Annotated in this window: 23 protein-coding genes, 2 tRNA genes and 1 pseudogene; 11 read left to right on the forward strand and 15 right to left on the reverse strand. The window is 63.4% G+C overall.

Annotation, left to right across the window (positions count from 1 at the left end; translation table 11 throughout):
• Nucleotides 1-6 precede the first annotated feature (6 nt).
• Nucleotides 7-801 (forward strand): adenosylmethionine decarboxylase, encoded by a 795-nt coding sequence (gene speD, locus XALGPE39_RS01380; protein ID WP_045726680.1) that lies wholly within the window; start codon nt 7-9, stop codon nt 799-801.
• Nucleotides 802-1237: 436 nt separating this feature from the next.
• Here speD and XALGPE39_RS01385 read toward each other — a convergent pair whose 3' ends face one another.
• Both XALGPE39_RS01385 and coq7 read right to left on the reverse strand, forming a co-directional pair.
• Complete coding sequence (locus tag XALGPE39_RS01385) at nt 1238-1657, reverse strand: hypothetical protein (protein WP_235429726.1); 420 nt, start codon at nt 1655-1657, stop codon at nt 1238-1240.
• A gap of 283 nt (nt 1658-1940) precedes the next feature.
• Entirely contained in the window at nt 1941-2582 is a 642-nt protein-coding gene (gene coq7 / locus XALGPE39_RS01390; protein WP_045726682.1) for a 2-polyprenyl-3-methyl-6-methoxy-1,4-benzoquinone monooxygenase, read from the reverse strand.
• 214 nt (nt 2583-2796) lie between these two features.
• Here coq7 and rplM point away from each other — a divergent pair, with 214 nt between their 5' ends.
• Both rplM and rpsI read left to right on the forward strand, forming a co-directional pair.
• The gene (gene rplM / locus XALGPE39_RS01395; RefSeq protein ID WP_045726683.1) at nt 2797-3225 is read left to right on the forward strand and encodes a 50S ribosomal protein L13; all 429 of its coding nucleotides are present in this window, start codon (nt 2797-2799) and stop codon (nt 3223-3225) included.
• A 3-nt stretch (nt 3226-3228) separates the two neighbouring features.
• Nucleotides 3229-3621: a 30S ribosomal protein S9 gene (rpsI, locus tag XALGPE39_RS01400; RefSeq protein WP_012914852.1), complete on the forward strand. Its 393-nt coding sequence runs from the start codon at nt 3229-3231 to the stop codon at nt 3619-3621.
• A 394-nt stretch (nt 3622-4015) separates the two neighbouring features.
• Here rpsI and XALGPE39_RS01405 read toward each other — a convergent pair.
• Together XALGPE39_RS01405 and XALGPE39_RS01410 are read right to left on the reverse strand one after the other, a co-directional pair.
• Nucleotides 4016-4090: transfer RNA gene (locus tag XALGPE39_RS01405), tRNA-Gln, on the reverse strand.
• Nucleotides 4091-4131: 41 nt separating this feature from the next.
• Nucleotides 4132-4208 (reverse strand) — tRNA-Met (locus XALGPE39_RS01410).
• Nucleotides 4209-4328: 120 nt separating this feature from the next.
• Here XALGPE39_RS01410 and XALGPE39_RS01415 point away from each other — a divergent pair.
• From XALGPE39_RS01415 to bfr, 3 genes are all read left to right on the forward strand, one after another.
• Nucleotides 4329-4940 carry an RNA pyrophosphohydrolase gene (locus tag XALGPE39_RS01415; RefSeq protein ID WP_045726684.1) on the forward strand — a complete coding sequence of 204 codons (612 nt, stop codon included), beginning with the start codon at nt 4329-4331 and terminating at the stop codon, nt 4938-4940.
• Nucleotides 4941-5019: 79 nt separating this feature from the next.
• A complete protein-coding gene (locus tag XALGPE39_RS01420; RefSeq protein WP_045726685.1) occupies nt 5020-5229 on the forward strand; it encodes a (2Fe-2S)-binding protein in 210 nt (69 codons plus the stop codon).
• A gap of 100 nt (nt 5230-5329) precedes the next feature.
• Nucleotides 5330-5800, forward strand: a complete 471-nt coding sequence (gene bfr / locus XALGPE39_RS01425; protein WP_012914855.1) for a bacterioferritin — start codon at nt 5330-5332, stop codon at nt 5798-5800.
• A gap of 169 nt (nt 5801-5969) precedes the next feature.
• On the opposite strand, the gene XALGPE39_RS01430 is transcribed toward bfr, so the two are convergent.
• A complete protein-coding gene (locus XALGPE39_RS01430; RefSeq protein ID WP_082061796.1) occupies nt 5970-8477 on the reverse strand; it encodes a hybrid sensor histidine kinase/response regulator in 2508 nt (835 codons plus the stop codon).
• 3 nt (nt 8478-8480) lie between these two features.
• Nucleotides 8481-10391 (reverse strand): EAL domain-containing response regulator, encoded by a 1911-nt coding sequence (locus tag XALGPE39_RS01435; RefSeq protein WP_045726686.1) that lies wholly within the window; start codon nt 10389-10391, stop codon nt 8481-8483.
• 518 nt (nt 10392-10909) lie between these two features.
• Here XALGPE39_RS01435 and XALGPE39_RS01445 point away from each other — a divergent pair.
• Genes XALGPE39_RS01445 through XALGPE39_RS01465 form a run of 5 tightly spaced genes read left to right on the forward strand, consistent with a single transcriptional unit; the run spans nt 10910 to nt 14457 of the window.
• The gene (locus XALGPE39_RS01445) at nt 10910-11683 is read left to right on the forward strand and encodes a DUF6776 family protein (RefSeq protein WP_045726688.1); all 774 of its coding nucleotides are present in this window, start codon (nt 10910-10912) and stop codon (nt 11681-11683) included.
• Nucleotides 11655-12113: a polymer-forming cytoskeletal protein gene (locus XALGPE39_RS01450; RefSeq protein WP_045726689.1), complete on the forward strand. Its 459-nt coding sequence runs from the start codon at nt 11655-11657 to the stop codon at nt 12111-12113. Before XALGPE39_RS01445 ends, XALGPE39_RS01450 begins: the two co-directional genes overlap by 29 nt.
• Before the next feature lie 31 nt (nt 12114-12144).
• Nucleotides 12145-12531 (forward strand): iron-sulfur cluster insertion protein ErpA, encoded by a 387-nt coding sequence (gene erpA, locus XALGPE39_RS01455; RefSeq protein ID WP_045726690.1) that lies wholly within the window; start codon nt 12145-12147, stop codon nt 12529-12531.
• Nucleotides 12532-12579: 48 nt separating this feature from the next.
• Complete coding sequence (gene nudC / locus XALGPE39_RS01460) at nt 12580-13506, forward strand: NAD(+) diphosphatase (RefSeq protein WP_045726691.1); 927 nt, start codon at nt 12580-12582, stop codon at nt 13504-13506.
• 54 nt (nt 13507-13560) lie between these two features.
• Entirely contained in the window at nt 13561-14457 is an 897-nt protein-coding gene (locus XALGPE39_RS01465) for a membrane protein (protein ID WP_045726692.1), read from the forward strand.
• 12 nt (nt 14458-14469) lie between these two features.
• Here the strand turns inward: XALGPE39_RS01465 and XALGPE39_RS01470 are convergent, their stop codons facing one another.
• The 9 genes and pseudogenes from XALGPE39_RS01470 to XALGPE39_RS01510 form a co-directional block, all read right to left on the reverse strand.
• Nucleotides 14470-14901 carry a DUF2752 domain-containing protein gene (locus tag XALGPE39_RS01470; RefSeq protein WP_045726693.1) on the reverse strand — a complete coding sequence of 144 codons (432 nt, stop codon included), beginning with the start codon at nt 14899-14901 and terminating at the stop codon, nt 14470-14472.
• A gap of 93 nt (nt 14902-14994) precedes the next feature.
• Nucleotides 14995-15222 carry a CD225/dispanin family protein gene (locus XALGPE39_RS01475; protein ID WP_235429851.1) on the reverse strand — a complete coding sequence of 76 codons (228 nt, stop codon included), beginning with the start codon at nt 15220-15222 and terminating at the stop codon, nt 14995-14997.
• A 193-nt stretch (nt 15223-15415) separates the two neighbouring features.
• Entirely contained in the window at nt 15416-17338 is a 1923-nt protein-coding gene (locus tag XALGPE39_RS01480; protein ID WP_045726694.1) for an MFS transporter, read from the reverse strand.
• Nucleotides 17339-17507: 169 nt separating this feature from the next.
• Nucleotides 17508-19691, reverse strand: a pseudogene (gene yccS / locus XALGPE39_RS01485) (YccS family putative transporter); the annotation flags it as partial.
• 516 nt (nt 19692-20207) lie between these two features.
• Entirely contained in the window at nt 20208-21497 is a 1290-nt protein-coding gene (purD, locus tag XALGPE39_RS01490; RefSeq protein ID WP_045726695.1) for a phosphoribosylamine--glycine ligase, read from the reverse strand.
• Between the two features lie 275 nt (nt 21498-21772).
• Complete coding sequence (purH, locus tag XALGPE39_RS01495; RefSeq protein ID WP_045726696.1) at nt 21773-23359, reverse strand: bifunctional phosphoribosylaminoimidazolecarboxamide formyltransferase/IMP cyclohydrolase; 1587 nt, start codon at nt 23357-23359, stop codon at nt 21773-21775.
• 274 nt (nt 23360-23633) lie between these two features.
• Nucleotides 23634-24578, reverse strand: coding sequence for a hypothetical protein (locus XALGPE39_RS01500; RefSeq protein WP_045728872.1), 945 nt, complete (start codon nt 24576-24578; stop codon nt 23634-23636).
• Nucleotides 24579-24928: 350 nt separating this feature from the next.
• Nucleotides 24929-25201, reverse strand: coding sequence for a DNA-binding transcriptional regulator Fis (gene fis / locus XALGPE39_RS01505; RefSeq protein ID WP_045726697.1), 273 nt, complete (start codon nt 25199-25201; stop codon nt 24929-24931).
• 117 nt (nt 25202-25318) lie between these two features.
• Nucleotides 25319-25873, reverse strand: a complete 555-nt coding sequence (locus XALGPE39_RS01510) for a DUF3426 domain-containing protein (protein ID WP_045728873.1) — start codon at nt 25871-25873, stop codon at nt 25319-25321.
• Nucleotides 25874-25902: the final 29 nt, after the last annotated feature.

Genomic DNA, 25902 nt, shown 5'->3' on the forward strand with positions numbered 1-25902 from the left:
CAAACCGTGGTCAAGCCGTTGCCTCGCTTGAGGCTGCAAGGTTTCAACAACCTCACCAAGGCGTTGAGCTTCAACATTTACGACGTCTGTTACGCGATCTCCGAAGATGAGCGTCAGCGTTACATCGAATATATCGACGAGCAGTACGACGCCGATCGTCTGACCCAGATTCTTACCGATGTGGCCGAGATCATCGGCGCCAACATTCTGAACATTGCGCGCCAGGATTACGATCCGCAGGGCGCGTCGGTGACGATGCTGATCTCCGAAGAGCCGGTTATCGATAAGAAGGCCGCGGGCAAGGAAATCATCTCCGATGCCGTGGTTGCGCACATGGACAAGAGCCACATCACCGTCCATACCTACCCCGAAACCTATTCGCAGCACGGTATTGCTACGTTCCGTGCTGACATCGATGTCGCGACCTGCGGAGTGATTTCGCCGCTGAAGGCGCTCAACTATCTCATCGAGAGTCTTGAATCGGACATCGTGATCATGGATTACCGCGTGCGCGGCTTCACCCGCGACGTGAAGGGCAAGAAGCACTATATCGATCACAAGATCAATTCGATCCAGAATTTCCTGGCGAAGAACATCAAATCGCGCTACGAGATGTTCGATGTCAACGTGTATCAGGAAAACATCTTCCATACCAAGATGCACCTGAAGGACTTCGATCTAGATCAGTACTTGTTCGAGGAAAAAGCCAAGAACCTGTCGTTCAAGGAGCGCATGCGTATCGAAGCGCTGCTCAAGCGCGAGATCGAGGAGTTGTTCCACGGCCGCAATTTGGTCGAATAAGTCTCTCCGTCAGGGGTGCGCGGCAAGGTCGCCGCCGCGCGCTACGCGCTCCCGACAGGGCGCGGAGGCGCTAAAAAAGTGTGCGATTCCGCTGCATTTTGTCTACATGCGGAGACGATGCGGCAATTCTTTTTGCCGGCACGTGCTGGATCGGCGCAGCCCTCCGACCGAAGGGCTGCGGCGGTTTTGCTTTAGCTGTTGACCCGGTACGTGAGGCCGGGGCGCTTGGCGCCTCCGGTCTTGGGGCGGCCGTGCGATCCAGTCGGGCAGTCTCTGGCGGCAGGAGGTGCGTTGCTGTGGGGCGTACTTGGTGACAGCGCCTTGTCGGCGGTGCGCTGGGTTGCGTCCGCCGGATGCGCGGCTTGCGGAATCAGCCTACGGTGCGGTGCCGGGTGCCGGGTGCCGGGTGCCGGGTGCCGGGTGCCGGGTGCCGGCCTCAGGTGATGGCCATCCGTTTGCGTCGGGCGAGTAGGCGGCCGATCAGCAAGCGGTGCGCGACCATCGCCAGCAGCGCAGTGATCGACAGCGCGATGATGACGCGGGTAAACATGCCGCCCAGATTGCCGGCGTGCTCCAGTTGGTCGAGTCGGCCGAACTGCGATGGATCTGCGTTGGCATAGGCGATCACCACGGTGGCGCCGTCCAGCAGCAACGGTGCCGCTTCGGCGCCACTGGCTTCGAACGCGCCGCTGTGCAGCAGCCCCTTGCTCTGGAACGCATAATGAAAGCGATAGCGCGCCAATGGCCGGGTCTGCATGCTGAAGGTGCCATCAGGGATCACCGGGACCGTGGTCACCGAGTGGTCGCGCAGGATTGCGCTGGCGTGGGCGTAGTCGCCGAGCAAGTGATAAAGCACGACGCCACTGCAAAGCGCGAACAGGGCCGCGAACAGCAGGCGTGAGAGCCTGTGGATCAGCGGTGACGGTGAGTGGAGCGTGGCTGCGGGCATGGTGGTCGACGTGCGCAACCCGCGCCGAAGGTGCTAGAAGCGAACAATGCCGCAGATGAAACACGACACAGCAGATTGCCCATCGCGGGAATGTCGTGCGTGTGCGTGGAATCAGTCAGCATTTGTTCACTTTAGCCCGAATCCGCTGGCAATGCCAGTCGGCCCGGCTGCTCGCCGCCACCAGCCATGGTCACAGTCGATAGGCGACCGCTTTCATTACGCGCGACGCGGCGGCCATCACGGTAGGGATTGGTGCGGGCAGGTGTCGCGCGCCGGCGTGTTCGGCGTGCTCGGCATGGCGTGCCTCGTCGACTTTCATCACTGTCAAAATGTCGCGGCTGCGCAGGTCGGCTGGTGGCAGCGTCTGCAGGTGTTCGTCCAGATGCGCCTCGACCTGGCGTTCGGTCTCCACGACGAAGCCCAGGTTCCAGCCATCGCCACGCAGCCCGGCGAGCGTGCCGATCGCGTAGCTGCCCGCGTACCAGAGCGGATTGAACAGGCTCGGACGGCTGTCCAGTTCGTGTAGCCGCTTCGCGCACCAGGCCAGGTGATCGGTCTCTTCCTGTGCCGCCTCCAGCAGCTGCGCGCGGGTGGCCGGGTCGCGGGCGACCGCAGCCTGGCCGAAGTACAGCCCTTGTGCGCAGACTTCGCCCACATGGTTGATACGCATCAGCCCGGCCGCGTGGCGGCGCTCGTCCGGTGCCAGCACCACATCGGCGCTGGCGGCGGGATAGGCCCGTTGCGCTGGCGGATCGCCGAACACGGTCTCCAGGGCGCGTTGGGCCTCGACCAGGATGCGATCAAGTGGAGAATACTGGCGGCTGTCCGTCATGCGGGAGGCCCGGAAGCGGTGGGAGTGTCGATTCTCCCTCCGGGCTGGCGCACTGCCAAGCGTGAAGGGGCATTCTGACGTTTGTGCCAGGAAGAACTTGCACGCAACCGTCATCGCGCGTAGAATTTCGCCTCTTGCGTTTTTGCAATTCACAACGCGTGGCAAAGTTCCGGCAGTTTGCTGCGGGAATCCGCCCGACCAACCGAGTCTTTCAATGAGCACCTTCACTGCTAAGTCCGAGACAGTCCAGCGCGACTGGTATCTCGTCGACGCCGCCGGCAAAACGCTGGGTCGGCTTTCTACCGAACTTGCTCGCCGTCTGCGCGGCAAGCACAAGCCGGTCTACACCCCCCACGTGGATACTGGCGATTATCTGGTGGTGATCAACGCCGAGAAGATCGTCGTCACCGGCAACAAGCTCAAGGACAAGAAGTATCACCGCTTCACCGGCTACATCGGTAATCTGAAGACCGAGAGCCTGGAGCAGGCGTTGGAGCGCCATCCTGAGCGAGTGATCGAGATCGCGGTCAAGGGCATGTTGCCCAAGGGGCCGCTGGGTCGCGCGATGTATCGCAAGCTCAAGGTCTATTCCGGTGCGCAACATCCGCACGCCGCTCAGCAGCCGCAGGTTCTGGATATCTAAATCATGGCTATCACGCAAAACTACGGCACTGGCCGCCGCAAGTCCTCCACCGCTCGCGTGTTCCTGCGCAAGGGTACCGGCAATATCTCTGTCAATGGCCGTCCGCTGGACGAGTTCTTTGGCCGCGAGACCGCACGCATGATCGTGCGTCAGCCGTTGGAACTGACCAAGAACACCGAGAGCTTCGACATCGTGGTCACCGCCTCTGGCGGCGGCACCACTGGTCAGGCTGGCGCGATCCGCTTGGGGATTGCGCGTGCGCTGGTCGAGTACGACGAAACGTTGAAGTCCGAGCTGCGCAAGGCCGGTTTCATGACCCGCGACGCCCGTGAAGTCGAGCGTAAGAAGGTTGGTCTACACAAGGCGCGTCGCGCCACCCAGTTCTCCAAGCGCTGATTCATCGCGCCTGGTGTGGAATCCTGCGGGATTCCACTGGGGTGTACAAAAGCCTGGCTTCGGCCGGGCTTTTGTCGTTTTGAGGCTTTGTTCTGTGTTTGCCGACCGATAACGATGGAGGGTTGGCAATGCGTGATCCCGGCGGTTTTTGGCGTCGCGCACGTTTGGCACAGTGCCGCGCGTGGCTTGTGCCTGTGGCTCCGAGGCGAAGCGCTGTAACGCTTTGTCTCCAGCTCTGCTGAAAAGTCCCTATGAGTTCACAAGGGGTTTGGCTGGAGAGAGCAGGTGTTGGGTCTGCCGCCTTGTGCGCGGCGTGCAGCGCGGGTGCGATGGACTTGCGCGAACCAAAAGCGAGTCAAATAAAAAGCCGATCTGTCGATCGGCTTTATTTATTTGGCTGCCCCGGATGGATTCGAACCACCGAATGCCTGAGTCAGAGTCAGGTGCCTTACCGCTTGGCGACGGGGCAATGTGTAACAAAATTATTGCACGCCTTCAGCGTGGATACCATGGTGGCTATGGGTGGACTCGAACCACCGACCCCAGCATTATGAGTGCTGTGCTCTAACCGGCTGAGCTACATAGCCTCGGTGAACCGTCAATTCTTATGGAGAATCGGGCGGCTGTCAACGCATTTCTGCCCTGCTTGTGGCTTGAGCGCCACCATGGCAGAGTCGGAGCCAGTAGATTTTTCAGGAGTCCGCATCGTGATCGATCCGGACGGCTATCGACCGAACGTAGGCATCGTGCTGATGCGGCCGGATGGTCAGGTGTTCTGGGCACGTCGTGTGCGCCGGGATGGCTGGCAGTTCCCGCAAGGCGGCATGAATACCGACGAAACCCCGGTCGAAGCCATGTACCGCGAGTTGCGCGAAGAAACCGGCTTGATGCCCGAGCATGTGGAAGTGCTCGGCGCCACGCCCGGCTGGCTGCGCTATCGCTTGCCCAGCCGAGCCATTCGCCGCAATGAGCGGCAGGTCTGTATCGGCCAGAAACAGGTCTGGTTCCTGCTACGCATGCAATGCGACGAAAGCCAGTTGAATCTGGAGTTGACCGAGACGCCGGAGTTCGACCACTGGCGCTGGGTCGATTTTTGGTATCCAGTGGAGCATGTGGTGCTGTTCAAGCGCGGTGTGTACGCCCGCGCACTGCGGCATCTGGCACCGTTGGCGCAGAACATCGCCGGCAGCGGCATCCGCGCCATGCCGGCGCTGGCGCAGGAGGCCTGGTTGCCGGGCAATAACGCTGGCCACGAGCGCCCACGTAAGCGGCCGCGCAAGCGCGGCGGGTCATTGGGGGTGCGGGTGAATCATGATTAACGGGTGGAATTGACAACCATTCTCACTTCGGGTTGAATGGTCCAGGGCGCAGTCCGCGCTGTTCACTACCAAGCTCGCCGTGTACGTCTGCATCTGCAACGGGGTCACTGATCGCCAGATCCGCGAAGCGGCCGAGGCCGGCTGTCGTAGCGTGTCCGAATTGACCATGCGCACGGGCTGCGGTGCTACCTGCGGCTCCTGTCTGGACATGGCCGCCGATCTGCTGCAAAGCGCGCTCACGCGTGAACTGCCGCTCCCGGTGTTGGTCGGTCTGGCCTGTGCTGCCTGAGTGCATGCCGCCGCGCGGCTGGATGATCACGATTCGCGTTCCCTCACGTTAGCGCTCGATTCGCTAGAGTCTGCGCTTTCCATCTTCCGCGAGCGATGCGATGAAGGGCGACAGCAAGGTCATCGAGTTCCTCAACAAGGTCCTGTACAACGAACTGACCGCGATCAATCAGTATTTTCTGCATGCCAAGATGCTGAAGAACTGGGGCCTGAAGGAACTGGCCGAGCACGAGTACAAGGAATCCATCGACGAGATGAAGCACGCCGACAAGCTTGCCGACCGGATTCTGTTCCTTGAGGGTCTGCCCAACTTCCAGGCGTTGGGGAAGCTGCGCATCGGCGAAAACCCGAAGGAAATTCTCGAATGCGATCTGGCTCTAGAGCAGGACGGCACCGCCACCTTGCGCGAGGGCATCGCCTACGCCGAGTCGATCCAGGACTATGTCAGCCGTCAGTTGCTGGCCGATATCCTTGAGTCGGAGGAAGAGCACATCGACTGGCTGGAAACCCAGTTGGATCTGATCGCGCGGATCGGCGAGCCGAACTACCTGTTGACCAAGCTCGAAGACTGAGTCGCGTCCTGCGCCTGCGCGGCGTTCGATGCTCCGAGCAAGCGCGCGGTTTTCCTTTCGTGACATCCGCTGATCTGTAGTGATCGGCATTGCCGGGGGCGCTGACCTGTCGCACAACGGTCAGCCTGCCCACTGGGACGAAGCATCCACCAGCTCAGAGTGCGGAGCTTTAAGCGTTGCGCAACATGGTGAGGTAACCATTCAAGGCCAATCGCGCTTGTGCGAACTCGGCGATGACCTGGCTGACCTCGACAGCGGGATGTTCCAGCGTTCCCGCGCGCGCGCCGGCTTCGATGCGCAGCGCTGCGGCCGACAGAGGCTGCGCACCGACGTTGGCGGCCGATGATTTAAGGGTATGTGCGGCATCGCGTAGCAGCGCCTGCTCGGCGGTCGCGACGGCTTGTTCCATGCGCTGGATCAACAGTGGCGCATCGCCCAGAAAGGTGTCGACGATCTGCGCAGTGTTGGCGTTGCCGATGACCTCGCGCAGTTCGTCCAGCACTTCGATTTCCAACACTTGCTTTGCCACCACCACCGGTCCTGTGCTCTCGATCGCTGCCGATGCTGGCGTCGGCGTGGCTGCGATGGCGGCGGCCGCGTCTTTCGTGGGAAGAGACGGCCTGCTGCTGCCGGTGTCGTGAACGGCACTCGCATTCGCCATGCCCGCGTCCATGCCAGTGACCGCTGATGCAGGCACATGCGTCTGCGTGCGCATGGCAGGACGGCTTGGTAGCCAGCGTTGTAGGCAGGCTGCTAGCCGAGTTTGATCGATTGGCTTGGAGAGGTAATCGTCCATGCCGGCATCCAGGCAGCGTTGGCGGTCGCCGGCCATGGCATTGGCGGTCATCGCCACGATCGGCAGACGCGCTCGCGTCCCGTTGGCTTCTGACTGACGCCATTGGCGGGTGGCGGCGTAGCCATCCAGTACCGGCATCTGGCAATCCATCAATACCAGGTCGTAAGGCTGTTGAGCCAATTGCGTCAACGCCAATGCCCCGTTTTCGACAGTGTCGGCACGATACCCCAGGGCTTCGAGCAATCGTTGCGCCACCATCATATTGACCGGGTTGTCTTCAACCAGCAGCAGACGGTATTGGCTGGGCGTGGTCTTGGCGTTCGAGTCGTTGGCCATGGTGTGCGTGGGGGGCGGTGTGCTGCGCTCCTTGGTGCGCTCGCTTTCGATCTGCGCGTTTGTGTCCAGGGCTTTCAGTGTATTGACGTAGGTGTCTTCTTTCGGCCTTTCCGCGCTGGCCTCCACCGCAGGTGGGTCAAGGGCGAGCATGCTGCGCAGGTCCAGGTCAGCCGCCTGCCGCGATAGCAGTGCGCCGTGCGCGCGGATTTCTTCCGGAATCTCCGTGTCACCGTAGAGCCAGATCAGGCGTGTGGTCTGCGGCGCTGGCAACCGCGCGACCGCACGCTGCAGCGCGCGGGCGCTGTGCCGCATGCCGTCAAGATCGCCGATCACCAAATCGTAGGTCGAACGCTTGCTGTTGCCAGTGCGTAGCCGCTCCAGCGCTTCCTGGGTGGAATCGACCTTGCTGACCTGCACTCCCCAGTTCGTCAGCAGCCGATTCAGCCGTTGGTACAAGCGCTGGTCCGGACTGACCAGCAGGGCATGTAGACGCGGCATGTGACTGTCTGCATGCGATATGTCACCGATCACCTTGAGCAGTGCAATCTCGAACCAGAAAGTAGCGCCATGATCGGGCTGGGATTCCAGGCCGATGCGTCCGCCCATCAGCTCGACGATACGCTTGCAGATCGCCAGGCCCAAGCCGGTGCCGCCGTAGAGGCGGGTTGTGGATGCGTCGGCCTGGGTGAAGGCTTGGAACAGCCGTTCCTGGCGTTCGGCGCTGATGCCGATCCCGGTATCGCGCACTTCGAAGCGCAGCACGTGTTGCGCCGGACTCTCGCCGAGGCGGCGCACGTGCAGGTCGATGCCCCCGCGTGCGGTGAATTTGATCGCGTTGCCCAGCAGGTTGCTCAGCACCTGGCGTAGTCGCACCGGATCGCCGCGTACTGGCAAACGCACCGCGCGGTCCAGTTGCAGTGTCATGCGCAGGCCTTTGGCTTCCGCCGCACGTTGCATCAGTTGCAATACGTCGTCGAGCAGTTCGCGCAGGTTGAAGGCGGTGGTTTCCAACTCCAGTCGGTTCGCTTCGAGCTTGGAGTAGTCCAGGATGTCGTCGACGATTCGCAGCAATTGCAGCGATGAGTTGTTGGCCGCACGCAGCATCTCGCTCTGATCCAGGTCCAGCGGACCTTGCGCGATCAGTTCCAGCATCGGGATGATGCCGTTGAGTGGCGTGCGGATCTCGTGGCTCATCGTGGCCAGGAACTCGCCCTTGGCCAGCACAGCGGCCTCTGCCGCTTGCTTGGCCTGGACCAGCTCGCATTCCAGCCGCTCGCGCAGGTGTACATCGTGCTGCAGTGCGTTACGTTCGGATTCGGCTAGGTTGGCGCGGGTCAGGGCCGTGTCGAGATCGCTGACCTGTTGCTGTGCGCGCCAGCCGACGGTTGCAGCCAGTATGGCCGCGGCGATCATGCACGCTGGCGCCAGCCAGGACCATGGTGCTTGCAGGGCCATCGGGGGGAGCGCAAGGATCGCACCGCCGATGGCGCTGCCGGTGCCCAGCACGGCCAGCCATGGTAGGGGCTGGCGTTTTTGTGCGGACATGGGCTACAGCACCGCGTTCTGGAAGTCGAAGTTCAGTTGGTCGCCGGCTGATTGCACCAGATTGCCCTGGATGAAGTCGACTCCGCCCATCCACATTGCCGCAGCCGCCTGTGCCTGCTCGATTTGCTGGCCGATGATGAGCAGCCCGGCGCGGTGCGCCAAGTCGATTGCGATGCGTAGTTGGTCGCGCAATTGAGGGTTGCCGTGGGCGTTGGCGAAGCGCGCGGATAGTCGCAGATACCCCAGCGGTAACTGGGCGATCAGTGCTTCGGCTTCGGGGCCTGGTTCGAACTGGCTGATGCAGAACTGCACGCCCACCGGCATCAGGCGTGCGCAGAACTGCTGTAGCGTCGCAGTGTGAATCAGCGCATCGTCCAGACGCAGGTCGATCACCAGCGAGGTGCCGGTGACACCACGTCGCTCGATGGCGTCGATCAGCCAGTCGGTGAAGGCGGTGCGGGCCAGGGTGCGGCTGGACTGCGAGACGAATAGGCGCAGCGGCGGCGTGGCGTTCTGGTGAAGCTGCAGCAGGCCAAGTGCGTGGTCCAACACCTGCTGGTCGAGATCGGCGATGAGTCCACCGGCTTCGGCCGCCGGCAATAGCTGGCCGGCGGAGATCAGGGTGCCGTCGCGTTGGCGCACGCGCAGCAGTACCTGGTACTGCGCGATATCGCCGCCGGCGACGGCGACGATCGGCTGGTAGGAGGGTTCCAGTTGGCCTTCCAGCATCGCAATGCGAGCCAGGTCCTCCTCCGTGCGCGGTGGGGTGTAGGCGACGATGCTTTGCGGATGCAGTCGCGCTTGCAGCGCAGTGCGCTCCACCGCTTCCAGTGCGGCGCCGGCGTCTTCGAAGCCCTGCACCAGATCGGCATATCCGACTGCGCAACGCAGATGCAAGGTTTCGTCATCGCGCAACGGGAAGCCGTGGCCTGTCAGGGTGTCGCGCAGCGCTTGCGCGCGCTGTAGTTGTGTCTCGGCGTCGCTGTCCTCGCTCAACAGCAGGAAGCTGTTGTCGTTCAGTCGTGCCAGTGGCAGTGGTACGTTGGCCGCTGCCAGACGTTGTCCGGCTTGGGTGACCAGACGTTCGAACGCGGCGTAGCCGTAGCGCTCGCGCAAGCCAAGCGCGCTGGCGATCTCGATGAAAAACAGGCTGCCGGGGCGGCGTGCTTGTAACGCGGTTTCCAGCAGTTGCAGCAGGTGCGCGCTGGTCGGTAAGCCGGTCTCGGGATTGTTCAACGGTACCTGCTCGGCGCTGCCCTGTTGACTCTGTTGGGCTTGCTGACGCGCGCGGCGGATGCGGTTGGACACGGCGGCGATTAGATGCCGCGGCCGGATCGGTTTGGTCAGGAAATCGTCGGCGCCACTGTCGAGTACTTCGTAGGGTAATTCCGGATTTGCATCGCCGGACAAGAACACAATCGGCAGTAACTGATGTTGCGGTTGCTGACGGATCAGCGTGGTCAGGCGCATGCCGTCGAGTCCGGGCATGTGCAGGTCCATCAGGATCAGGTCTGGTTGGTACTCGGCGATCGTCTGTTGCACTTCTTCTGCCTGCAACTGCACCTGTGCGTCCATGCCAGCACCGTGGAGAATGCTCTGCGCGAACAGCGCCTGCGAGCGGTCGTCCTCGACGATCAGGACACGGTAGGCGTTTTCTTGCAGTTGTGGTGAGTTGTCATTTACCGCATCGGCCTCCACGGCCTGGGCTTCGGGCGTGTTGGCTGCCGACCGGCTCAGGCTGTCTGCAGTGCTGTGGCTGGCGAGCGGCCCGGACGCTGCGTCCGCCGCTGGCGATTCGGTCACGGCAGCGGTGGCCCAGCGCTGCCAATGATCGGGCGGCGGGGTCTCGGCACGGACATTGTGCGTGCCCGGTTGCTCGTGATCTGGAAGTGGAGTGGTGTCTCTGGTTGCCATCGCGTCTTGTTCCTGGTGCGCTCCCCATTATGCGTTGAAGTGAGCGATGGCAGGGAAACGGTCTCATTTGGCTCAGCGACGAGGCTGCGTGCTGGGGCTGGCTGGAGCCAGCGCATGCGGCCTCGTCGCAAGCGCCACATCCGCAGTGTACCGACCACGTTCGCGGCCAGGACTGGCGATAAAGGCTGGCTTCCAGGAGGGGCCCGGCGCGGCTATCCGGGTGCTGGGGCGCGGTCCCAGGCCGAATCCAGGTCCGGCCGCCAGTCTGTCGGCGAGGCGCTCGGCCAAGGCCGATGCGCTGGCGTTGCCGAGTCTGGCCCGGGATTGGCGTATCTGCAACAGCGGCGGCTCGGTCAATCCCATCGTCTACGCCTGTGGCCATGGTCAGTCGGGCGTGGGCGATACCGGCGGCAATTCGCCGTCGATCATGGGTTGGCTCTGGATTACAATTTGCAAAACCAAGCAGGCCGACTCGCCAGGATCGATGTTGGCGCCGTTCCGGTGGCGCCGTTGTATGCATGAACCGACCCGTTCCCCGTTTCCAGATCGTGCTTAATGGCGTTGCGCCACGCCGTGCCCGTGCAGTCTGGTTGTTGTTCGCGCTGCTATGGCCGCTGTCGATGGGCCTGACTTGGTGGTTCGCCAGCCGTCAGGCAGCGCCTCGGCTGGGCGTGGTCAGCGCGCAATTGCGCCAAGCCCAACACCAGTTGCTGGCACAGCAGCAGCAGATCCAGGCCCTGCATCAGCATCAGGCCACCCTGGCCCGTTCCGACCAGATCAGCCGCGCCGCCAACAATGAAGTGCAGAGTTCGCTTGCCGAGCGCGAGGAAGAGATCGCCAGCCTGCGCGCGGATGTCGCGTTCTACGAGCGTTTGGTCGGGGCGACCAGCCAGCGCAAGGGCTTGAGTGTGCATTCGGCGGAGTTCTCGGCCGAGGTCGGCGGCACCTGGCACTACAACGTGGTGCTGACCCAGAACCTCAACCGTGGCGCGATCAGCCAGGGACAGATGCTCCTGACCGTGGAAGGGGTGCGCGCAGGCAAACTCGCCAGCGTGGGTTGGGACGAATTGCATCAGAAGACGGGCATGCCTGGACAGGACTATTCGTTCCGATACTTCCAACAGCTCGATGGCAGCGTAATACTGCCCAAGGGATTCACCCCACAGCGGGTGCGCGTGTGGTTGAGCGGTGGTGGGGCACCGGTCAACCAGACCTTCGATTGGGTGTTGGCCGGTAACAGCAACGGCAAAGTGGAGCAGAGCGATGTTCGGAAACAAGAGCGGCCGCAGTAGCGGTCAGACCGTGGTGGACACTCTGATCGGCGCCCAGGTGGTGATCCGTGGCGATCTGATGTTCAGCGGTGGGCTCTACGTGGAAGGGCGCATTCTTGGCAAGGTGATCGCCGAGGAGGGAGTACCGGCGATGCTCACCCTGTCCGAACACGGCAGCATCGAAGGCGAAATACGGGCCCCGGTGGTGGTCATCAATGGTCAAATGATTGGCGACGTATACGCCACCGAGCGGGTGGAGCTAGCGCCGAAGGCGCGGGTGCAGGGCAACGTGCATTACCAGGTGGTGGAGATGAACGCCGGCGCACAACTCACCGGGTGTTTGATCCATGCCGGCAGTATCGCCACGCTGGCGCTGCCGCAGATGCCCAACGCCGCTGCCTTGGGTGCTCCCGAGTCGCCGCCGCCTGCGCTGACTGCGGACCAGGCTTGATTCGGCGCCTGGCCATCCCCATGCTGTCTACATGAGCACCATCGTCTCCCTGCCCGGCGCTGCGCCGACGCCCGATTACCAGTCGCTGGAGCGGCCGCTGAACTTCACCTCGGCCGCCGCGGCCAAGGTGCGCGAGTTGATCCGCGAGGAAGGCAATGACGCGCTGGCATTGCGCGTCTACATCCAGGGTGGTGGTTGCTCAGGCTTTCAGTACGGCTTCGAGTTCGACGAAAACCGTGCCGAGGACGATCTGGCGGTGCAGACCGACGCGGTCACCTTGCTGGTCGATCCACTCAGCCTGCAGTACTTGATGGGTGCCGAAGTGGACTACAGCGAAGGGTTGCACGGTGCGCAGTTCGTGATCCGCAACCCGAACGCCAAGACGACCTGCGGCTGCGGCAGCAGTTTCAGCGTGTAGACACGCTGCGGCTTGCGGCACGCCCGGTTTGCCTGCACCCTGCGGCGCATGTCCGAACCGATGCCCATGCCCGTTTCTTTCGCTTTCGCCACAAGCGTACTCGACCGTGCCGATGCTCTGCGCAACGATCCGGTTGCGCTGCGTCGAGCCTGGGAGCAGGCACGGGTGTTGGTCCTGGATGCCGATGGCCATGCGTATGCGGACGTTCAAGGGCATTTGTGCGTCTATGACAGCGCGACGTTGGGCGATGCGCTGGAGCGTGCGGTGTTTCTCGGCTTGGACGATGGGCAGGCGTGGTTCGCGCTGATCGCCGCTGCGCTGCCGGGCGATCTCGTGCCAGCGCAGCGCCTGGATTTGCGCCGTGCCGCTGCCGAGTGGTCAGCGCCCGCCGCTGGCATGTTCGCCTATGCCCGCGCCATGCTCCATTGGCAGTCGCGGAACCGCTTCTGCGGCGTATGTGGTGGCGCGATTGCATTCTTGCGCGGTGGTTTTCTCGGCCAATGCACCCAATGCGGCATCGAACATTACCCACGCGTGGACCCAGCGGTGATCGTCGCGGTCAGCGATGGCCGGCGTCTGCTGCTTGGGCGTCAGGCCAGTTGGCCGGCGCGCCGCTATTCGTTGATCGCCGGGTTCGTCGAACCAGGCGAGTCGCTGGAGCAGACCGTGGTCCGCGAAGTGGTCGAGGAAACCCGGGTACGGGTGCAGCCGGACAGTTGCCGTTACTATGCCGCGCAGCCATGGCCCTTTCCTGGCGCGCTGATGCTCGGTTTCACCGCGCTGGCGGGGCCGGACGCGCCGCAGGTGGATGGTGAACTGGAGGACGCGCGCTGGTTCGACCGCGAGGACATCGGCGCTGCTTTGGAGCGCGCAACGGCACAGGGCGACAGCGCCGACGACGGTCATGGACTGCGCTTGCCACCGCGCATTTCCATTGCGCGTGCGTTGATCGAGGACTGGTACCGGCGCGGCTAGCCGCAGCGCTGCCGGTCAAGCGCATCCGCTTCAGAACGGTCCCGGAGGACCTGCATGTTTACGACCCTCGTCGCTGTGATCGTTACCCTGGTGCTGGGCCATGTCGCGCCTAGCATGGTGGCGTCTTTGCGTCGCTTCGATGCGTTCGGCGATTGGTTGTCATGGTTGGATGCGCGCGCTGGCGATGGCAGTGTGTGGCGCGGCCGCGACGGCATGTTGCTGGCGTTGCTGCCGATCTTGTTGCTGGTGGGCTTGGTGCAGTGGCTGTTGGCGGTGCCGTATCTTGGCTTGTTCGCGCTGCTGTTCGGGATCGCAGTGTTGGTCTTCAGTTGGGGCCCGCGTGACCTGGACCGCGATGTGGAAGCGGTGATCGAGGCCGACGACGCAGCGGCGCGACGCGTGGCGGTGGCGCAATTACGGGCTGCTGGCGAGCCGCTGCGCGAGGATCCGGCCGGTCTGGTCGAGGCGGTGGCGGTCGCGGCGCTGCGGCGTTGGTTCGCGGTGCTGTTTTGGTTCCTGCTGCTCGGGCCATTCGGCGCATTGGGTTACCGTTTGCTCGCGCTGGCGGTGGCTGGTCCTTATGCGGCGCGGCTACCGCCTGCCACCGCGGCTGGTGCGCGCGTGTTGCTGGGCGCGCTGGAATGGCCGGTGGCCCATCTGATGACGTTTTCGTTGGCGTTGGTCGGCAATTTCGAGGCGGTGTTTGGCGTCTGGCGTGCGCTCGGTGCTGGCCGTTGGCGTCTGGACAGCAGCTTCATCGGGCCAGTGGCTTGCGCCAGCGTGCGAGGCGAACTCGATGCCGAGGCGCACGACTACAGCGACGCAGGCATGTTGGTGCCGGCCTTGCGACCGCTGCCCGAATTGCGCGATGCAATGAGCCAGGTGTGGCGGATCTTGCTGTTGTGGTTGGTGCTGCTGGCCTTGCTAGTGATTGCTGGCTGGGTCGGTTGAGCTGGCGCGCCGCTACGCAAGTGTGTGTGGCGCGAGCAAGGTGAATGGGAACCACGGGAGGTTGCGCAGCAGTGCGTAACCGAGCAGCACCCACAGCCATCCTCGTGGATCGGCCAGAATTTTCATCAGTGGTGCCAATGGACGTAGGCGCAAGCCGGCGGCGTTGAGTGCCATGAGCGCCACTAGCGGCAGCGCCACCACCAACAGTGGATTGCTTGCCCAGGCGTGGGCCAGATCCAGATGCACTAACGCATGCAGGCAGCGGGTACTGCCACAGCCGGGACAGTACAGGCCGGTGAGGCGATGGAAGGGACATGCCGGCAGCGGATGACCCGGTGCGTTGGGGTCGACGTGGCGCAACACCAGCGTGGCGACCGTGGCGGCACTGCTCAGTGCGAGCAGTGGCAACCAGCGGGGCAGGGAATGGACGCGTGTTAGCACCACCGCGACACCTTTTGGCGTTGGGGAGCGACCGCTGCTACAGACGGCGGCGGACCGGACCGGTGATTACGAAGAGGCCTTCATGCGGCAAGCTATTCAGTGGCCGAGGAGGCTGCCGAATACGATGCTGCTGCCGCCCAGTACGAACAATAGGGCGATCAGGATGGGCACGGCGAGCGCGGACAAGAGTGCCCACATGCATGCCTTGCGTGAGGCCGCGCGCGCGCCGTCGATGTCGCCCGCATTGCGACGCCCGTCGACCTGGGCGGCGTATACGATCGACACGATGCCCAGCGGCAGACAGCAGAACAGCGTGGTCAGGATCGCCTAGACCAGATGGTTGGGAATATAGAGGCCCGTCTCGTTGGGTGCGGGTGGCGGTGATGCGTGGCTCACTGTCTTTGATCCTTCATCCGTGGATGCCATGGTGCCGATGCGGACAGAGCGGGGGAGGTGCGCCCAGCGTCTTTGCCTACATAAGTTAGGCCGAAGCATACATGCCTCGCACCTATCCTGTTCATGCGGCGTCGCCGCGTAGTCCTCGCACCTGTGCTTCCAGCAGCGCGGCGCTGGCCTGGGTACCGGCAATCGGTGTGTCGGCGATCACCTCGATCGAGGCGCGGAAGCGTCGCGGTACACGCATGCGTCCCAGCCGTGAATCGCGCCTGCTCCACATGCTGCTCCACATGTTGCGCAGGGCCATCGGTACCACCGGCACCGCGCGGCGGGCGAGGATTTTCTCCACTCCGGACTTGAACGCACCGATTTGCCCGTCCTTGGTCAGCGTGCCCTCGGGGAAGATGCACACCAGCTCGCCCTCGGCCAGCGCCGCATCGATGGCGTCGAACGCGCGCTCCAACAGTATCGGGTCCTCGCGCGCGCCAGCGATCGGAATCGCCCTGGCGGTGCGGAAGATCCAACGCATCACCGGGAGATTGAAGATGCGGTAGTACATGACGAAGCGCACCGGTCGCGGGAGCGAGGCGGCCAGCACCAGCGCATCCAGGTAGCTGACGTGGTTGCACACGATCAGCGCCGGGCCCGCGTCGGGCACGTGTTGTTCGATGCCGTGCGTGCGCAGTCGGTACAGTGCGCGCACCATCACCCAGCTCAGGAAGCGCATCAGGAATTCGGGGACGATACTGAAGATCCACAGCGCGACCAGCGCATTGGCGATGGCCAGCGCCAGGAAGACCTGCGGGATGCTCAGTCCAGGCATCGGGATGCGCAGGCCGAACAAGCTCAGTTGCGGCAACTGTAATGCGATGCCTATCGCTGCGGCCAGGACAATGAACAGCGCGTTCTGGATATTGAGCCCGGCGATGACCCGCGATATTTCCGCCTTCGGCGTGCGGCTCTGGATCAGAGCGAATAGCGGCACCACGAACAGGCCGGCACACAGGCCGATGCCGACCAAGTCGAGCATGAGCCGCCAGCTTCCAGCCTGGTGGACGAACGCGCCGATTTCCAGGCCGGTGTGCAGCGCCGAGCTAGGCCGGGCGAAGTACAGGTCGAGCATGAAGCCGCTGATGCCGAACGCGCCCAGCGGCACCAGGCCGATTTCCACGGTGTGTCCGGATAGCCTCTCGCATAGCAGCGCGCCGGTGCAGGTGCCGACCGAGAACAGCGCTAGCGCGAAGATGTACAGTTGCGGCGCACCACCGAGATTGACCTCGGCATAAGTCGGCAACTGTGCGGTGAGCACGGTGCCGAAGAACCAGAACCACGACACGCCCAGCACCGCGTTGCGTACCGCCAGTTGGCGACGGGTCAGGCGCATGATCGCCAGCGACTGCGGCAGTGGGTTCCACTGGATGTTCAGTTGCGGTGCGCCGGCATCGACCTTGGGAATGCGGCGCGCGACCAGATTGCCGGTCACCGACAGTGCGATCACCGCAGTGGCGGCGGCGACTGGACCGTGGTGGCCGGCGATCTGAAAGATCAACCCGCCCACGATCATGCCGCACAGGATTGCCAGCGACGTGCCCATCTCGATCAGGCCATTGCCGCCGGTCAGCTCTTCCGGCTTGAGCACCGATGGCAGGATCGAATACTTCACCGGACCGAACAACGTGGCTTGCAGGCCGCTGCAGAATAGCGCCAGCAGCAGCAGCGTCATGTGCTCGGTCAGGAAGCCGACCGCCGCCAGCGACATGATCGCGATCTCCATCGTGGTGGTGATGACCACCAGACGCGATTTCTCCAGCTTCTCTGCGATTTGCCCGGCGAGCGAGGAAAACAGGAAGAACGGCAGGATGAACAGTGCGGGAGCTAGGTTGGTGTACAGCGTGCGCTGTTGTGGGGTCACACCGAGATAGAACAACAGCCCGATGATCGCTTGTCGGTACACGTTGTCGTTGAACGCGCCGAGCGCCTGGACCACGAAAAACGGCAGAAAGCGGCGTTGCCGCAGCAGGGCGAACTGGTTGTGGGCAGACATGCAGACTCCTTTGCGGACGTGGGCAGCCTAGCAGCTTCGATGCGGATCAAGGTTGCGGTGAGCATCTGTTCGTGCGCGGCGAGCTTGTCGCGGGCGGTGAAGCAGATGGATCGTGCTGACAACACATCTCAGCGTGTGTTTGGCACGGCAAGCGCGGACGTTGTGTTGATGTCCCCATATCAGCAGCCGCCCGCGCCGCTTCGCGGAGTTTGGGCAATAAGCGCAGGGTCAGTGCGAGTTGGTTGCGCACCAGCCGGCGCTTGCTGTCGTCGATGCCATCCTCGCGTTCCAGTGCGTCCGCCAGCGCGATCTCCACCGCCGTGTCGGTCATGGGTAACGCGTGTCGCTGGTTCAGTGCGTCGGCTAGCGCGCTCAGTGTCTCTTGCAGGTAGGTGCCTGCATGGTCGATGTCCGGATCGGCTTCGCCGGCCAGAGCGGCGCGGTGCGCGCCCAGCGCTGACAGATAACCGAGCAGGGTGTTAGACAGCGCCAGAAAGCGGAAACCCGCATCCAGATTGCGGCGATAGCGGCCCGGTTCGCGCAGCATGTTGGATAACGCCACCGACAGGCCCGCGTCGGCGTTGTGCATGTCGCGCCGGGCGATGCGGTAAGGCAGATCGTCACGCATGCCGCTGCGATATTGCTCCAGCACTTGCGTCAGGTAGCGTGCGCAACTGGTCAGCACCGTCGCCATGACCTGGTTGATACGGCGACCCTGCCAGTCCGGCAGGATCAAGAACGCGGCGGCGGCGGCAATTGCGCAGCCGATCAGCGTATCGAGCAGACGCGGCCAGATCAGCACGAAGCCGTCGCCGAGCAGGTTGAAACAGAACAGCGCCATCACTGTGATTCCCGCAGTGGCGAGCATGTAGCGGTCAGTACGGGTCACGAAGAACAGCAGCGTGGCGAGCAAGGCAAACAGTAACTGCACCTCGGTGCCGGTGAACAGTTGCATCAGCGCCCAAGCCGCGCCCAGGCCGATCAGCGTGCCGGCGATGCGTTGCGCCAGGCGCAGCCGGGTGGCGCCGTAGTTGGGCCGGCAGACAAACGCGGTGGTCAGCAGCACCCAGTAGCCGTTGCGTGTATGCATGGCTTGGATGATGGTGTAACCGGCTGCCAGCGCAATCGCCATGCGCAGTCCGTGCCGGAACAGCACCGAGCCGGGGGTGAATTGTTGGCCGAGGCGCAGCAACATTTCGCGCAAGGTATGCGGCGAAGCGTCGCGCAGGCGAGTATCCATGGTGTCGCTGTTGGTATCTGATCGTGCCGCCTCGGCCAGGCGCCGTTCGATGCTCTGCAGGTTGGTCACCAGTAACTCCAGCGAGCCGAGCAGGCGCGCCTGCTGCGGATCGGCGTGGGTGTGCAGAAAATCCAGCGACTGACGCAGGTCGGTGGTGGCCTGCTGGGTCTGCTCGCCATAGTCGAATGGCTGGCGTAGCCGGATCGCCTCGCCCAGTGCCGCGCAGGCCTTGCCCTGTAGCGCCAGCAGACGCTGGCAGCGGTACAGCACGTCGCTGTGGAAGAAGGCGTCGGTCAACGCCTCGTATGGATAGTGCGAGGAGCTGGCGCGCTCGTGGAAGTCCTGCGCCATGTAGTACAGGCGGAAGTACAGGCCGGACTGCACGCCGGGCCGGCCGGAACGACCGAAGCGGCTCATGATTGCGGTCTTGGCCGCATTGAGCGCTGCCACCACTTGTGCGTTCTGTTCGGCCAGTGCCAGCCGCCGCGCCTGCAGGTCGCTTTGCCGGATCGGCTCGAACAGCGCGGCTTTGAGTTGCAGGTAGCGGCCAAGTTCGACGAACAGCCGCGACAGCCCTTCGCGTACCGGGCGGTTGGCGAACAGCACCGTCCACAGCACCGACAGCACGCCGTACCAACCAGCGCCGAGTAGCAACAGTGCCACGCCGTGCCAAGCGCTGCTGTCCAGATGGCCGCTCTGGCTGACATGGTCGATGCCGATCATGGTGTAGATCGCCAGCGCCACCGTGCCCTGGGCGATGGACGCATAGCGTTCGCCGAGCGCGCCGAGCAGGGTCAGGGCGAAGGTGGACAGCGCCAGGCCGGCCACGAACGCGAGCGGATACGGGAACAGCACCACCACCGCGGCGGCAGCGGCGGCGAAGCACAGAAGCGACAGCAGCACCGATTTGATCCGGCCCAGCCAATTGTCGTCGGTTTCGGCGATGGCGCTGGCGATGGTGCCGAGGAAGATCGCCGGTAGCGCATCCAACTGCTGGCGATGCCAGCACAGGCCCATGGCCGCGGCCAGTGCGATGAACACACGCAGGCCGTAGCTGGCCTTTTCGTGGGCCCAGAGGCGGCTGAGACGGGATTCGAGCGAGGTCGTGGACACGGCGACACGATAGCGTACCCGTTGTCGGTGCGACGCGATCAGCGTCACCGGGTGTGTCAGAGAATGGGAGGCATTGGTGTGGCGATCCAGCGGCGGATTTTTTGAGCTGCTTGTGCGGCAGTGAACGCCCTGCCCAACATCACGACGCTGGCTCGGATCTTTTTGGGCTGCCTACACGGCAGTGAACGTGTGGCGCTGACCTTGATTGCGTCTTCCGCATTTCTGAGCTGCCTACACGGCAGTTAACTACGCCGGTTACTTCGTCTTGATCGCCATTCTTTTCTGAGCTGCCTACACGGCAGTGAACAAACGCAACTCAGATCAAAGATGCACGCATACTTTCTGAGCTGCCTACACGGCAGGTTGCTGACATCGGATGGATGCGTGGATGCGCAATTCACACCTGTTGCAGCTTTCCAGCACAGCCAGCCGCTGCCGCTTGCGCGCACAGCGACATCCTCTCGCAACGGGCGTTAGCGATGATGCCGTCGCGAGGGGATGCCGTGCTTACACGCGCTACGCGTCGCGTTCGCGCGCGATTGCGCGCCAGCCGATATCGTGGCGGTGGAAAGCACTGGCCCAATGAATCCCGGTCATGCCGGCATAGGCGCGGCGCTGCGCATCGGCCACGCTATCGCCTAACGCGGCCACGCACAGCACGCGGCCGCCGGCGCTGACCACGCGCCCTTGCGCATCGAGTGCGGTGCCGGCATGGAACACTTTGGCGTCGGCGGGCACCGTCTCCAGGCCGGTGATCGGCTCGCCAGTGACCGGCGTGTCCGGATACGGCGCGGCGGCCAGCACCACGCCGAGCGATGGGCGTGGGTCCCACTGCGCTTGGGTCGCATGCAGCCGTTCATCCAGTGCCGCTTCGACCAGATCGAGCAGGTCCGATTGCAGCCGCAGCATCACCGGCTGCGTTTCCGGGTCGCCGAAGCGCACGTTGAATTCGATCACCTTCGGCGCGCCGTTGGCGTCGATCATCAGGCCCGCGTAGAGAAAGCCGGTGAACGGCACGCCATCGGCCTGCATGCCGCGCACGGTCGGTTCCACCACTTCGCGCATCACCCGCGCATGCACTTCGGCGGTGACCACCGGCGCTGGCGAGTAGGCGCCCATGCCGCCGGTATTGGGGCCGGTGTCGCCGTCGCCGACGCGCTTGTGGTCCTGGCTGGTGGCCATCGGCAATGCGCTGACGCCATCGACCATGGAGATGAAGCTGGCTTCCTCGCCGTCGAGGAATTCCTCGATCACCACGCGTGCACCGGCGTCGCCGAAGGCGTTGCCGGAGAGCATGTCGCGCACGGCGGCCTCGGCCTCGGCCATGGTCATGGCCACGATCACGCCCTTGCCGGCGGCCAGGCCGTCGGCCTTGATCACGATCGGCGCGCCTTTTTCGTGCACGTAGGCCAGCGCGGCGTCCACCTCGGTGTGCACGGCGTAGAACGCGGTCGGGATGCCGTGGCGGTGCAGGAAGTCTTTCGCATAGGCCTTGCTGCCTTCCAACTGCGCGGCCGCGGCGGTGGGGCCGAAGATGCGCAGGCCGGCGGCGCGGAAGCGGTCCACCACGCCCAGCACCAGTGGCACTTCCGGGCCGACCACGGTCAGCGCCACGCCTTCGGTCTGCGCCAGGGTCAGCAGCCCGTCGAGGTCGGTGACCTTGATTGCCACGTTGCGGCATTTGGCTTCGCTGGCGGTGCCGGCGTTACCGGGCGCGACCAGCACTTCGCTGACACGGGAGGATTGGGCCAGTTTCCAGGCCAAGGCGTGTTCGCGGCCGCCGGCGCCGATGACGAGCAATTTCATGGGGTCGAGTTATCCATACGAATCAGGGGGAACGCCAAACGGAGCCGCCATCTGATAAAGCCGAGCCAGATTTTGCGTCTGTGGATCTGCTCGGTCGTTTCAGTACGGTTGCCACGATGGTCAGTACAACGCAGCGTGCGATTTGTTGTCATGGTCAGTTCCTGCAATAGTGATGACCATGACAAACGAAACAGCTTCCATGCGCGATCAACGGGCGGACATTGCAAAATTCCACCCGCAGCGACCGTGCCAGGATCCACGTGCCTCAGTCCGCCTCAATGGCGGAAATGCCGCACGCCGGTGAACACCATGGCGATGCCGTGTTCGTCGGCGGCGGCGATGACCTCGGCGTCGCGCATCGAACCGCCGGGCTGGATCACCGCCTTGATGCCGGCGGCGGCGGCGGCATCGATGCCATCGCGGAACGGGAAGAACGCATCGGAGGCCATCACCGAGCCTTCCACCCTCAGGTCCGCATCGGTGGCCTTGATGCCGGCGATGCGTGCCGAATACACCCGGCTCATCTGCCCGGCGCCTACGCCGATGGTGCGGTGATCCCTGGCGTAGACGATGGCGTTGGATTTGACATATTTGGCCACTTTCCACGCGAACAGCAGGTCGGCGAACTGCGCCTGGCTCGGCGCCAGTCGGGTGACGACCTTGAGCGCATCGCGGGTCACCACGCGGTCGTCGGCGGTCTGCATCAGCAGGCCCGAGCCGATGCGTTTGGTGTCGATGAAGCCAGGGGAGGCCGGTGCCAGCGGGATGCGCAGCACACGCACGTTGGCCTTCTTCTTGGCGTATTCCAGCGCGGCGTCTTCGTAGTCCGGGGCGATCAGCACCTCGACGAACTGGCGGTCCAGGATGACCTTGGCCGTGGCCGCATCCAGCGTGCGATTGAAGGCGAGGATGCCGCCGAAGGCGCTGGTCGGATCGGTCGCATAGGCCAGTTCGTAGGTGTCGCCGCAGCCCGTGCCCACCGCCACCCCGCACGGATTGGCGTGCTTGACGATGACGCAGGCCGGCGCGTCGAACTGGCGCACGCATTCCCAGGCCGCGTCGCTGTCGGCGATGTTGTTGTAGCTCAGTTCCTTGCCCTGCAATTGCGCGAAGGTCGCCAGCGAGCCTGGGGCCGGGTGCAGGTCGCGATAGAACGCGGCCTGCTGGTGCGGGTTCTCGCCGTAGCGCAGGTCCATCACCTTGACGAAGCTGCTGTTGCTCTGCGCGGGGAACGCGCTGCGGCACACGCCGGCCTCGGTGTGTTCGACCACCGCTGACAGATAATTGCTGATCGCCGCGTCGTACTGGGCGACGCGGTTGAACGCGGCCACTGCCAGGGCGAAGCGCTTGGCGGCCGACAACTGGCCATCGTGGGCTTCCAGCTCGGCCAACAGGTCGGCGTATTGCGCTGGATCGGTGGCCACGGCCACGCGGGCGAAGTTCTTTGCCGCCGAGCGCAGCATCGCCGGGCCGCCGATGTCGATGTTCTCCACCGCCACATCCAGGGTGCAGGCCGCATCGGCGGTCACTTGCTCGAACGGATACAGATTCAGCACCAGCAGGTCGATCGGCGCGATGCCATGTTCGGCCATCACCGCATCGTCGGTGCCGGCACGGCCGAGCAGGCCACCGTGCACCCGTGGGTGCAGGGTCTTGACCCGTCCGTCCATCATTTCTGGAAAGCCGGTCAGTTCGGAGACGTCCTGCACCGTCAGCCCGGCCTCGCGCAGCGCCTTGGCGGTGCCGCCGGTGGACAGCAGTTCCACCTTGCGTGCGGCCAGCGCATGGGCCAGATCGATCAAGCCGGTCTTGTCGGAAACGGACAGCAGTGCCCGGCGCACGGGCAGGAAATCGGAGGACATGAGGGTAAGGCACACATCGAAGCGAGGGAGCGATATTGTAGGCTGCGCCGTCGCCGGCATGGACCTCGGCACCGCGCCAGGGTGTGGATCTACGCGATCATTGGTCGTTGCCAGGACCGTTTGCGCTTGGCGAAGTGGATCTTGTCCCGGTGCCAACGCCATCGGGCCTGCATTGCGCAGGGTTTCCCGGGTCTGTCTGGGCCATGAAAACCCCCTGCGTCCGCAACTGAGGTCAGCGCCGGGCCATTGATGTCGAGCCCGTCGGTGTCACGGATCAATGGGATTGAAGCCACGGCGAGGACAGGGACCAAAAAATGATGTCCGCTCCCAGGTAGTCCGTCGCGAAAGTCGACTGTTCAACCTTGCCCACGACTTTACCGGTACGCGGATCACGATAGTCGAGATCGGGTTCTTGAACGGCCATCGCGACCAGATCCAGCCCTCCCTTGTATGTGTGGAAGAATGGATAGGCGTTATGCATCTGGGCTTTCTTGTAGGGCAGCACGTCTGGTCCGCCGACGCCGATGTGATGCGCTACAGCGAAATCGAAAGCACGCTGCATGTAGCGATGGTCGTTGTTCCATTCGCAGGGCCAGAAGTTGATGTATTGGACGACAGCGCTGTGCTTGAAGACCGCGCGCGCATAGGCGGCATTCTCCAGGGTGGCTTGAAAGTATCCGTCGCAGCTAAAACCTCCAGCGGAGTCTTTGGGCTTGTCCAGATCAATCGCCGATTCGGGCAAGTTGATGCCGCGAATGCGTCCGTCGAAGCGTTCGGCCAGTGCCTTGAGTAGCGCCTGATAGCGTTCACGTACATGGGGATTCCATTGCATGGCCACCCAGCCTTCGCCGCTGGTGCTATCGCCCTGCTTCGCTAGCCCTCCGCCGTAGATGGGATCTTTCAGTAGATACTCGGGGATGCGGCGGGCGTCGGCCGAGAAGAAGCGGTCCTGCAGTTGCACGAAGAGCTGTTTGTGCGCCGATTGCAGATAGGCCAGGTCATGTTCGATCGCGGTAAAATCGTAGACGCCCTTCGACTTTTCCAGCATGCGCCAGGGATAAAGAACCTGAGCGCCCTTGATGTCGTTGCGCGCTAAAAGCGGCTTGGCCTTGGCGAAATCTCCGGTGGAAAGATAGATGTAGTCATCTGCAGTTCTGGCTTTTTTCGCCGATGCAGGAAGTGCAAGAGCCAATAGGCAAAGCAACATGGTCTTGTTCATTTGTAGGCATTGCATGGTCAAGAACACAGCGCAGGCGCTGCGTGTGTGTTGTCCAATCGATGGATGCTGCGTCGTTTATGGCGGCCGGCCAGACGATGTGGCTGGCTTGCGGCAATCCAGGCCGTCGGCCAATCGAAAAACTATCACTCTACGAATCGACTTTACAACACGTCGAGATGCCTGCGATCGAGACTTCATCGGCTTGATGAATTGCCCGGACGTTGCCTAATAACGCGGTGGCAAAACCGATTGCCACCGGAGCCGATATGGCGGTGTTTGGGGGCAATGGCGCGCATCGCATCGGGCGAGGAGGGCGTGCCTTCGCAGCGCAGTTGCGTGCGTCTTGTCCTTCAGGCTAGCCCGTATTCTTTCAGTTTCTTTCGCAGCGTGGCGCGATGAATGCCTAGCAGCGCCGCCGCGCGGCTCTGGTTGCCTTCGCAGTAGTTGAGTACTTCCACGAACAATGGAATCTCCATCTCGCGCAGTACGATCTCGTATACGTCGTCTGCGTCGCAACCATCGAGGTCGCGCAGGTAGCGGCGCACGGCCTGTGCCACGTGTTCGCGCAGCGGTGGCTTCGGTGCGCCGCGACTGGAATCAGGACGTGTGGTGGCGGCGTTCAAATTCGATGGATCCCGGTAAGACGACCACGCCGGGAGACTGAAGGGTCGGCGTGGGGAGAGGAGTCTAGCGCGTGGCCCGCGCCGCTGTCATGGCGACAAGTAGAAATTAGTGCGGTTTCAGTGGAAGTCAAAGCTGAATGCTGCGGTGTCTACTGCCGACTCGCGTACTTGGAAGGTGATCTGTGCGCTCTGTCCCGGCGCAAGTGTCGCGTTGTCTGGACGGTGATTGCCCAGGTAGTCCTGCGGCTTCAAGACACGGCTGCCGATGGTGCGTCCATCGGCGTCGGCCAGCGATAGTTGCAATAGCGGCCATGCTTGCGCCCAGCGTGCGTCGTTGCGAAATGTGGCGCGTACCAGCAGTACGCCGTCCTTGCCAGGCAGCGGCCGCACCTCGCGGCTGAGCATGGTGAATGCGCGTGGCTCGCGCCACGCCGGCACACTGCAATGCAGCACGTCGCAGATTCCGCTCACCCATGGCCGCCAGTGCGCGTCCGCACTGAGTTGTTGGCGGTCGGCGATCAGGATCTGTAGCGCCAGCAGGGCGCTCAACCCGAGCAGGGCGATCCATTGCCAGGGTCTGGAGCGCAACACCGGTCGCTTCAGGAAATTCGGCGCGGCGCTGGGTGCTGTCTCTGGCGTGTGCGCCACCGCGTCGGTGATTGCCTCCGGCATGTCCGCTGTGGTGTCGGCCGTATCGGGTT

This window comes from Xanthomonas sp. GPE 39 (assembly GCF_000963005.1).
In the GTDB taxonomy this organism is placed as follows: Bacteria; Pseudomonadota; Gammaproteobacteria; order Xanthomonadales; family Xanthomonadaceae; genus Xanthomonas_A.